Genomic DNA, 9,820 nt, shown 5'->3' on the forward strand with positions numbered 1-9,820 from the left:
AGCATTAGACACGCTTTTCACTTACCACAACTTTGATAAAGAATACCAGCCGCAATATATATGTGAATACGAATACGGCTGGGGTTATCCGCCTTTTTTCAGGCAACTGTTTTTATCAGGTCAAACTCACTGCTTAAAATCAACTGGATATAAGAATAAACAGGGATCAATTCGTAGCAGCATTATTCGCTTTTGCCATCTCTTCATTACGCAATTCTTTGCGAAGAATTTTACCTACGTTGGACTTTGGCAATTCATCGCGGAATTCAATGAGTTTCGGCACCTTGTACCCTGTCAGGTAACGACGGCAATATGCCTTCAGTTCATCCTCGGTTAAACTGGAATTTTTACGAACTACAAATACTTTAACAGCCTCTCCTGAGTTTTTACTCGGAACACCCACCACGGCTGATTCTAATACTTTAGGATGAGAAGAAACAACGTCTTCGACTTCATTTGGATAGACATTAAAACCAGAAATCAGAATCATATCTTTTTTCCGGTCAACAATGTGGAAAAAGCCGTTTTCATCTATATTGGCAATATCCCCAGTCGCCAACCAGCCGTCTTTCAGAATTTCGGCAGTGGCGTCAGGACGGTTCCAATAACCTTTCATCACCTGTGGCCCACGCACCCACATTTCACCTGCTTCTCCTTGTGGAACTTCATCACCATCGTTCCCTACCAGTTTTATTTCTGTCGAAGCAACAGGGAAACCGATATTGCCACTGTAATGAACTAAGTTATGAGGATTGGCTGAAACTAAAGGAGCACATTCTGTCAGACCATAACCTTCCAGCAAGTGGCATCCTGTCAGATTCTCCCATTTTTCGGCTACTACTCTTTGCACAGCCATGCCTCCGCCAACAGATAAACGCAATGAGGAGAAGTCCACTTTCTGGAATTCAGGGTTATTCAACCAAGCATTGAACAAAGTGTTGACACCCGATAGTGCAGTGAAGCGGTAACGCGAAAGTTCCTTGATTGTTCCGTTTACATCCCGAGGATTGGTAATCAGCAGATTTTGCCCACCCAGTTCAATGAACAACAGGCAATTTATTGTCAAAGCAAAAATATGGTACAGCGGTAAGGCTGTTACCACTAACTCTTCACCAGGTTTCATCAGTGGAGAGTAATTGCCTTTGGCTTGTTCAAGGTTCGCCAGCATATTACGGTGAGTCAGCATTGCCCCTTTAGCCACACCGGTGGTTCCGCCCGTATATTGAAGGAACGCCAAATCCTCACTTTTTACATCTGGTTTGACATACTGCATACGGTAGCCCTTATGCATAGCACTACGGAATGCAATAGCATCCGGCAGGTGGTATTTAGGGACGAGCCGTTTGATATATTTAACAACGAAATCGACAAGGGTTCCTTTCGGACGAGAAAGCTGGTCTCCCATACGCGTCAAAATAACATGCTTGACTTGTGTGTTAAAAACAATCTTTTCTAAGGTATGAGCAAAGTTAGAAACGATAACAATGGCGGATGTTCCACTATCATTCAGCTGGTGTTTCAATTCACGTGGAGTATAAAGTGGGTTGACATTAACAACTATCATTCCAGCTCGCAGAATACCGAACAACGCTACAGGATACTGCAATAAATTTGGCATCATCAATGCCACGCGATCCCCTTTTTGCAGCCCCAGTCCATTCTGTAGATAGGCAGCAAAGGCACGGCTACGCTCTTCCAATTTACGGAAAGTCATCACCTCGCCCATATTAATAAACGCGACTTGATCAGCATAATGCGCAACAGCATTTTCAAACATTTCAATCAACGACGAATAACGGTCGGGATCGATTTCTGCCGGAACATCTGCCGGATAATGTTTTAGCCAGACTTTTTCCAAGTTGAATACTCCTGAAATCTAATTGCGGTGTAACTACTGACCATAAAACAAACTAGAACTATACACTTCGTCTTTCAAACTGCCTCTTTGTTGGCTGCGCTCGCTCACCCCGGTCACATAGTTATCTATGTGACCGGGGATTTGCTCTCTTGCCGTCGCGATGCAACTTGAAATCCATTGGGTATATACATTTAACAAATTATTAACTCAGCGTACCAGTTTGAAAAGCAACAATGTCCAGGTTGGCGATACACATCACTAATTTAATATAATTAATTATGGTAAAAAATAAGGCAGCTTCAGCCACCTTTGTTTTTTACTTTATTTATCAAAAAGTTACTTAAATTAATTAATTTTGTGTTTATAATTAGTTATACACCAATTTACTAGTTTTTGACTTAAAGTTCTCTCTATTATTCCAAATAGTTATAGCAATAATGCTTAAATAAAAGATAATTATTAAGAATGTTGCAACTGACCCAGGTTCAAAGTTACATAATAATCTTTAAAATCGCAAAATCCTTAGCGACCCGGTAATTTTTTCCATGTTACTTCATTACGCAGATAAACAGGCTCAGCATGTTCAACCACCGTTGTTTCTCCTGCTTCCCACATTTGAAGCGCCAGTGGCAACATATCTTCCGCATGGGGCAAAGTAATGTCGCTGGTTATTAGTGTCAAATGACTATCCAATAATTGAGGATAAGCATTCCACCCTGTTCCTGCAATCGTCCATTCACCTGACAAGGAACGCATAATTTCTTGCGCCTGCTCAGGTTTCAAAACCGCCTCCGTCGCATCATCTTGCCACTCTCCTTGTGAATTACGGCTATATTGTCCCCAATAGACTTCGCCCATGCGTGCATCAATGGCGACCAAAACATTTATTGCCCCTTTCAAACGAAATGCACCTTGTGCCATCGTTTTCAAGGAAGAAACACCGAGCATAGGTAATTCGGCTCCCAATGCCAAGCCTTGAGCAATGCCAACCCCAATCCGTACACCAGTAAAACTGCCCGGTCCACGGCCAAATGCTAATGCATCCAATTGTTGCAGACTGACATTACCTTCCAACAATACTTCTTGAACCATCGGTAAAATACGTTGAGTATGCTCTCGTGGGGATATTTCAAACTGTGCCTCAACAAGGCCATCATTCAAAAGTGCAACAGAACAAGCTTCAGTTGCGGTATCAATAGCTAAAATACGCGTGGACATGCCTTAACTCCGGCAAGAATAGAATTCGAAATAAGGGGCTATACTACCACAGCACCAACAATTTTACTTTGACTATGATGGGCGTGATTTAAGAAACGTAACCGCTTTTGATAGATCACGGGTACGAGGTGCTGGCGGTAAACTGTTCAGAAATACTTCACCATATGGACGCATCACTAATCGATTATCACAAATGACAACCACACCATAATCATCAATATCACGAATAAGACGCCCGACACCCTGTTTCAAACTAATCACCGCATCAGGCAGTTGCACTTCATTAAAAGCATCGCCACCCTTAAGCTGACAATCTTCAATACGTGCCTTAAGCAAAGGATCATCCGGAGCTGTAAATGGCAGTTTATCAATAATTACACAGGATAACGCATCACCCCGAACATCTACCCCTTCCCAGAAACTTCCTGTAGCCACCAGCAATGCATTACCCGCAGAAATAAATTGTGACAGCAATTGCCCCTTGCTGGTTTCCCCTTGTACTAATACCGGCAATGTCATGCTGGCACGGAATTCTTCAGCCAGACTACGCATCATTTGGTGGGAAGTACAAAGGAAAAAACAACGCCCCTTATTGCTTTCGATTAATGGTTTCAACATGCGGGCTAGCCATTTTGCGCCACCATTCTGATTTGGCGATGGCAAATGACGAGGGACACACAATAGCATCTGCCGCTCATAATCAAAGGGACTGGGCAAAAGCAATGTCTGGGCTTGTTTCAGCCCTAAACGCTCCGTGAAATGGTCAAGCTGTTCATTGACCGATAAAGTTGCCGAAGTAAAAACCCAACAACCTGATTTATCACGGATCATCTCACTGAATTTATCGGAGACAGACAGTGGTGTCAGAGCCAGCAAAAAATGCCGACCATAACTTTCGAACCAATAACTGTAATTGGGTATCGTGACATCAATGAGACGTTTAAGGCGGTTGCGATAAATCGTTGCTCTTTCAAAAGCCGCATCCAGCATGGCTGAACGCCCCAAAGAGAGTTTCATTACGTCATAGCAAAGTTCCAGAGCATCATCCAAACGCACTAATGCCCGCTGAACCTGCTGCCGCTGTAAAACTTCGCGCAAATTACCCCGATAACTATTTTCGCCCAATGACAAACGGAAATCTTGTATGCTTTGGCTGAGACGATCAGCACTTTTTTGCAACTGAGCCTGATCCCGGATTTCGGTACGATAAGCCATGATGATATCCCGCGATAAATCCATCAATTGTCGGCTACTTAACTGCTGCCCAAAATATTGACTGGCAATATCAGGAATTTGATGAGCTTCATCAAAGATCACTACATCCGCCTCCGGGATTAATTCCCCGAATCCGGTATCTTTAACTACCATATCCGCCATAAATAAATGATGGTTAACGATCACTACATCCGATTCCATCGCCTTACGACGGGCTTTCAGAACAAAACATTCCTGATAACGAGGACAATCACTGCCAAGACAATTATCATTAGTGCTCGTGACCAACGGCCAGACTGTGCTGTCTTCTGACACTTGGTGACACGTACTGATATCTCCCTCTTCCGTTTGGGCCGACCAATGTCTTAGTTTGATCACTTCCGCCAATATTTCAGTTTCCAACTGAGAATGCCCAATTGACTGTTGTTCTAAACGCTCAAGGCACAAATAATTTGATCGCCCTTTTAACAATGCAAGATTACCGGTAAAGTTCAGAGCATTAACAATAGTCGGGAGATCACGATCATAGAGTTGATCCTGCAACGCTTTGGAACCTGTAGAAATAATCACCTTTTTACCAGAACGCAAAGCTGGTACAAGATAGGCAAATGTTTTCCCAGTTCCTGTTCCCGCTTCCACGACCAATTGCTGCTGTTTTTTAATAGCAGCCGTAATAGCTGAAGACATTTCCCGCTGGGCATCACGTGGTTTAAAACCCGATATGGCCTTGGCAAGTACACCATTTTTCGCGAAATCGTCTGACACAAACTGTCTCTTTTAATAAAATGTGGCAGAATTATGCCAATACTGCGTTGTAATCACCACCCAATTCAGCAAAAAACTGTATAAATTAACAGGAGATTTAATGACTATTAAACGCATTAATCCAGATATCCGCTGGTCAGAAGCGGTCGTTCACAATGACACTATTTATTATACCAGTGTGCCAGAAAAGCTGGACTGTGATATCACAGAACAAACAACCGATACACTGGCGGCCATCGATGCCCTGTTACATCGTCTTGGTTCAAACAAGAGCAAGATCTTGGATGTTACGATTTTCCTGGCCGATAAAGCCGATTTTACAGGTATGAACGCAGCCTGGGATACTTGGGTTGTTGCAGGAAGTGCCCCAGTTCGCTGCACTGTTCAAGCTGAGCTGATGGATCCTAAATATAAGGTAGAAATCAAAATCATCGCCGCTTTATAAGCTGAACTAGAACTTACCAAGAAGAGCATGGCATTGAACACATTATCAACTCATCCAATGCCATTTTAGAAACAAATTTATCAAATAAACTTTAAGGAATGGGGCATGAAAAATTAAGCCATTTTAATCATTATCATGCCAATCAATAGCAGTACAATTCCCCACCATCCCTTAAAATTCAGACGCTGATTAAACATAATCCAACCTGCTGCGATTGTAGCAATAATACCGAATGCCCCCCATAATGCATAAGCAATAGAAAGTTCAATTCCTTTAACGGCCTGAGCCAATGCACTAAATGCGCCTAAAACAGCAGCCAGTGATAAAATACCTATCCAAAAACGCTGAAATCCATTGGATAATTTCAATAAAATATTCGCAACAATTTCCAGAAAAACGGCTAAAACCAAAAACGCAGCATGCCACCATTCAAATTGAGTTAACATGTTATGCTTCCTTGATTTTTTTATTCAGAACATTCTCCGTAGCTTTTTTCGTACCTATTTTGATTAAGGCAATTCCTGATATCAGCAGTGTCAACCCTCCAATTTTCATTAATGACAACGATTCATTGAACCACAGTACACTAAAAGTCGTGATAAACAGGATACCGATACCTTCCCATAAGGCGTAAGCCACCCCTAATGCCACTTTTTTTATGGCAATCGCCAGCAAAATATAAGAAGTTGTGATCATGGTGTACATCACGATCATACCTGTAAAATCACCCGAAATACTGGCGTGTTTCATTGACAAAGTACCAATCACTTCTGTCACAATCGCCAGAGCAAGAAATATCCAATAAATCATTTTTTTCTCCTGAACATACTAATACTAATAGGTATGCCAAGACATCAAGCTGTATATGCCAACAGAATCAGACGCAAATTCAAATACGCGATATCAGAATCAAACTGACGTTTTAGCAAAATATTTTGACAAACAAGAATTTTATCGGTGAAGAACCGATGAACAGGAGAAGGCCCTAAAGGGCACCGCACCAGTAGTGCTCACTGGATAAGATAGCGGAAAGAAAAAGAACGTGGGTGCAACGTTGAATTTTATTACTATGTTGAATGTTGACGCTTTTGGCGCTATTCATGATGTTTTATTCTTTCATCACACGATTACTACTGTGTGATATACTACGAACCCTCATATAAGTAGACTTAATAACTGGAATACTTGTACCATAACCAAAAATAAAAAGCAACGAGATAACGCTGAACTTTCACTTTTCTATTTCTATGATAAGGGATCACCGGAAACGGCTTTTGTTTTTCAATAACATTCTTCAAACACTGACTATCATATCCATATCGTTTATCAGCAATCCCAAAATCTGATTTGGAAGGCAGATCGCGCCACGGAATTCACATTCTCATGCGATAAAGAATTTCATTAGCAACATTAATCATACCATTAAGGAATACGGCCGATTTTATCCCCAAGCTTGTCTAAATAACTTTTGGGGCAATATGCAATTAGTGGCGTTTAAGACAACCTTATCCCCTTTAGGAAAATAATGACCACTCCGATTATTCCACATAGTCAATCGACCATCATCGAAAAATAGCTCTCCTGCCAACAATACAGGGTATTTTGCATAGTCAATATCTTTATCATCTAGCTGAGAAATATTTTTATTCTTGCCATACAATCGAATCCTACCTTTTATTAATGACGTATGACCTATAGCAGGAATCCGATTAGGATCATAAAGACCACATATAACTGTCAGAGGCATATCGGTGTAAATAACGTATAGATAATGACCATCTGGGACATGTAGCGTTATTGGTTCTATACTTTTCATAAAATAATGAGCGTCACCATCTCCTTGTAATTGGCAGTGCGTGCGCTCAAGGACATAGATTTCATCCAATTGAGCATGGGGTTGCTGCATAGCAAGTCTGCGCCCTTTGCCTACAGGATCGCGTTTAGTATTAAATGCGTCCAAGCAATTATAATTAATTATTTTCCCTCTATCTGCGTATGTTTTATGGAGGTTTGTCAGCGCGTTTTCTGGTGCATATTCGCAATGACGGTGTATCCGATCAGATACCCATTGATCCCTAGCGCACACTTCCTCATCATGCTCTTCAATGCATCCTTCATCACGCCTCAATGACCGTGGAAATAAGCGTGCCTGTTGACCTTGCCGAAATTTTCTACTTATAAAATTACCCATTTTATCTACCTATTCGTTCTTAGAAATGCAGCTAATTAATAATTAATTAAAACTATTTTTCCGTGATTAATATCAAAAATATTTGAAAATAAACTCAGCTTGAGAAAGTTAGAAATATTCAGCAACATGATATTGTTTGAATAAACATCAGAAAACGGTACCGGGATGGATGAGTACGCTAAAAGCTGCTGCTTGAAAAATAAAGGGGGTAACCGGACATGAGTCCGGCTTGAGTATTTTTATGTACAAATTTAATACAATCTAAAGAGTATGCAGGTTACTCAAATTCATTCCATGAGCGTCCATCACGTGTAATCAAGGCAATGGAAGCAACCGGTCCCCACGTCCCTGCCTGATAAGGTTTAGGGGGTTCATTATCCGCCGCCCATGCCTCCATAATAGAATCTACCCATTTCCATGCTTCTTCCACCTCATCACGGCGGACAAACAATGCCTGAATACCACGCATAGCTTCCAGCAGCAATCTCTCGTAAGCATCCGCAAGGTGCGTTTGATTAAATGTCTCGGAGAAACTCAGATCCAATTTGGTAGTCTGCAAACGATGCTTATGTTCCAGCCCCGGTGCTTTATTCAGCACTTCAATGTCGATACCTTCATCTGGTTGTAAGCGAATCGTCAACTTATTCTGCGGTAATTGTTGGTAAGATTCAGCGAATAAATTCAGCGAAGGCTCTTTGAAATAGACGACAACTTCGGAACATTTAGCAGGTAAACGTTTACCTGTTCTCAGATAGAAAGGCACGCCAGACCAGCGCCAATCATCAATATCAACACGGATCGATACAAAAGATTCCGTTTTACTGGCTTTATTCGCGCCCTCTTCTTCCAAATAACCGGGAACTTTCTTGCCATGCACAAAACCTGCGGTGTATTGCCCACGAACAGTTTTTTCCCTGATATTAGTATGATCAATCCGACGCAATGAGCGTAGCACTTTCACTTTTTCATCACGAATACGATCAGCACTCAGGTCAGCCGGTGGAGACATGGCAATCATAGTCAATATTTGCAGAAGATGGTTCTGGATCATATCGCGCATTTGCCCAGCCTGATCGAAGTAACCCCAGCGCCCTTCAATGCCGACTTCTTCAGCAACGGTAATTTGCACATGATCGATTGTGTGGTGATCCCAGTTATTGACAAATAGTGAGTTAGCAAAACGCAGTGCCAATAGGTTCAATACCGTTTCTTTACCTAAATAATGGTCAATACGGTAGATTTGTTTCTCATTGAAGTATTTTGCTACTTCATCATTGATAGATCGGGAAGAGATAAGATCTGTTCCCAGTGGTTTTTCCATCACAACACGATTGGGTTCTTTATTCAGTCCCGCAGCTCCCAACCCATGACATACTGCACCAAACGTATTGGGCGGCATGGCAAAATAGTGAATGGTAGGCAAATTATCCTTATTAAGTATTTTCGCCAATTGGGTGAAATGTTCCGTTTCATTAACGTCCAGATTACAAAACTCCAGACGTGAACTTAATTTCTTCCACAATTCTGGGTCCAATTTCTCGGACATAAATGTAGTTAACGCTTCTTCAACAACTTTGATATAGGTTTTCTTATCCCAGTCAGCTCGGCCAACGCCGATAATCCGAGTATCAGAATGGATATAACCCGCTTTTTCCAATTGGTAAAGGGAAGGCATTAATTTCCGGCGTGCTAAGTCTCCTTTCGCCCCAAAAATTACCAAATCACAAGCCTGAGCTGTAGACGTCACCGCCATGTTGCATCTCCTCATCCTCAATTACGGGATATTGTAATTTTTTTACAGAAACTGCATGTAATGTACTCTTTTGATTATAAGCAGTAAACAATGATTGTTCATATATGCATTATCCCAGCTTTTTGTGCACTGTTTTGATATTCATGCTAGTTTTGTATTTATACTGGGGCTGGTTAGAGTCTGTACCAAATAATGTTCATTGATTGAAAGTTTACAACGTTTAAGAAGTAATCTTACCAAGTTGAAAGTTAGACACTTGTCATATTTTTATGAGAAATACTAGATGGCGTCGTCATGAAATACTCAACCAAAGAGCAAGGCAGCGGATTTGGACTGCGGCAAGAAACGATGCACTGTTTTTGGCGTAACGGGTCG

At 41.5% G+C, this 9,820-nt stretch carries 8 protein-coding genes and 1 pseudogene; 1 reads left to right on the top strand and 8 read right to left on the bottom strand.

From position 1 onward, the window contains the following. Window positions 1-166: 166 nt before the first annotated feature. The 3 genes from fadD to yoaA form a co-directional block, all read right to left on the bottom strand. The gene (fadD, locus tag BM329_RS07710; protein WP_092551216.1) at window positions 167-1,858 is read right to left on the bottom strand and encodes a long-chain-fatty-acid--CoA ligase FadD; all 1,692 of its coding nucleotides are present in this window, start codon (window positions 1,856-1,858) and stop codon (window positions 167-169) included. A 522-nt stretch (window positions 1,859-2,380) separates the two neighbouring features. Continuing rightward, on the bottom strand, window positions 2,381-3,076 hold the full coding sequence (tsaB, locus tag BM329_RS07715; protein WP_092551219.1) for a tRNA (adenosine(37)-N6)-threonylcarbamoyltransferase complex dimerization subunit type 1 TsaB: 696 nt from the start codon (window positions 3,074-3,076) through the stop codon (window positions 2,381-2,383). Window positions 3,077-3,148: 72 nt separating this feature from the next. Continuing rightward, the gene (gene yoaA / locus BM329_RS07720; protein ID WP_092551222.1) at window positions 3,149-5,056 is read right to left on the bottom strand and encodes a DNA repair helicase YoaA; all 1,908 of its coding nucleotides are present in this window, start codon (window positions 5,054-5,056) and stop codon (window positions 3,149-3,151) included. A 100-nt stretch (window positions 5,057-5,156) separates the two neighbouring features. On the opposite strand from yoaA, the gene BM329_RS07725 reads away from it, so the two are divergent. Continuing rightward, window positions 5,157-5,501: a RidA family protein gene (locus BM329_RS07725; protein ID WP_092551225.1), complete on the top strand. Its 345-nt coding sequence runs from the start codon at window positions 5,157-5,159 to the stop codon at window positions 5,499-5,501. A 113-nt stretch (window positions 5,502-5,614) separates the two neighbouring features. Here the strand turns inward: BM329_RS07725 and mdtI are convergent, their stop codons facing one another. The 5 genes and pseudogenes from mdtI to BM329_RS14445 all read right to left on the bottom strand — a co-directional run. After that, window positions 5,615-5,947: a multidrug/spermidine efflux SMR transporter subunit MdtI gene (gene mdtI, locus BM329_RS07730; RefSeq protein WP_092551228.1), complete on the bottom strand. Its 333-nt coding sequence runs from the start codon at window positions 5,945-5,947 to the stop codon at window positions 5,615-5,617. A 1-nt stretch (window position 5,948) separates the two neighbouring features. Then, the gene (gene mdtJ / locus BM329_RS07735) at window positions 5,949-6,311 is read right to left on the bottom strand and encodes a multidrug/spermidine efflux SMR transporter subunit MdtJ (protein WP_092551231.1); all 363 of its coding nucleotides are present in this window, start codon (window positions 6,309-6,311) and stop codon (window positions 5,949-5,951) included. A gap of 631 nt (window positions 6,312-6,942) precedes the next feature. Beyond that, on the bottom strand, window positions 6,943-7,692 hold the full coding sequence (locus tag BM329_RS07740) for a hypothetical protein (RefSeq protein WP_092551234.1): 750 nt from the start codon (window positions 7,690-7,692) through the stop codon (window positions 6,943-6,945). A gap of 277 nt (window positions 7,693-7,969) precedes the next feature. Continuing rightward, on the bottom strand, window positions 7,970-9,445 hold the full coding sequence (zwf, locus tag BM329_RS07745; RefSeq protein WP_092551237.1) for a glucose-6-phosphate dehydrogenase: 1,476 nt from the start codon (window positions 9,443-9,445) through the stop codon (window positions 7,970-7,972). Window positions 9,446-9,737: 292 nt separating this feature from the next. Further along, window positions 9,738-9,820, bottom strand: a pseudogene (locus BM329_RS14445) (IS5/IS1182 family transposase); the annotation flags it as partial.

Source organism: Xenorhabdus koppenhoeferi (assembly GCF_900116635.1).
In the GTDB taxonomy this organism is placed as follows: domain Bacteria; phylum Pseudomonadota; class Gammaproteobacteria; order Enterobacterales; family Enterobacteriaceae; genus Xenorhabdus; species Xenorhabdus koppenhoeferi.

Excerpts from the sequence above, each read along its gene's own strand:
- tsaB (WP_092551219.1), bottom strand. The coding sequence starts at position 3,076 with ATGTCCACGCGTATTTTAGCTATTGATACCGCAACTGAAGCTTGTTCT.
- BM329_RS07725 (WP_092551225.1), top strand. The coding sequence starts at position 5,157 with ATGACTATTAAACGCATTAATCCAGATATCCGCTGGTCAGAAGCGGTC.
- mdtI (WP_092551228.1), bottom strand. The coding sequence starts at position 5,947 with ATGTTAACTCAATTTGAATGGTGGCATGCTGCGTTTTTGGTTTTAGCC.
- mdtJ (WP_092551231.1), bottom strand. The coding sequence starts at position 6,311 with ATGATTTATTGGATATTTCTTGCTCTGGCGATTGTGACAGAAGTGATT.
- BM329_RS07740 (WP_092551234.1), bottom strand. The coding sequence starts at position 7,692 with ATGGGTAATTTTATAAGTAGAAAATTTCGGCAAGGTCAACAGGCACGC.
- zwf (WP_092551237.1), bottom strand. The coding sequence starts at position 9,445 with ATGGCGGTGACGTCTACAGCTCAGGCTTGTGATTTGGTAATTTTTGGG.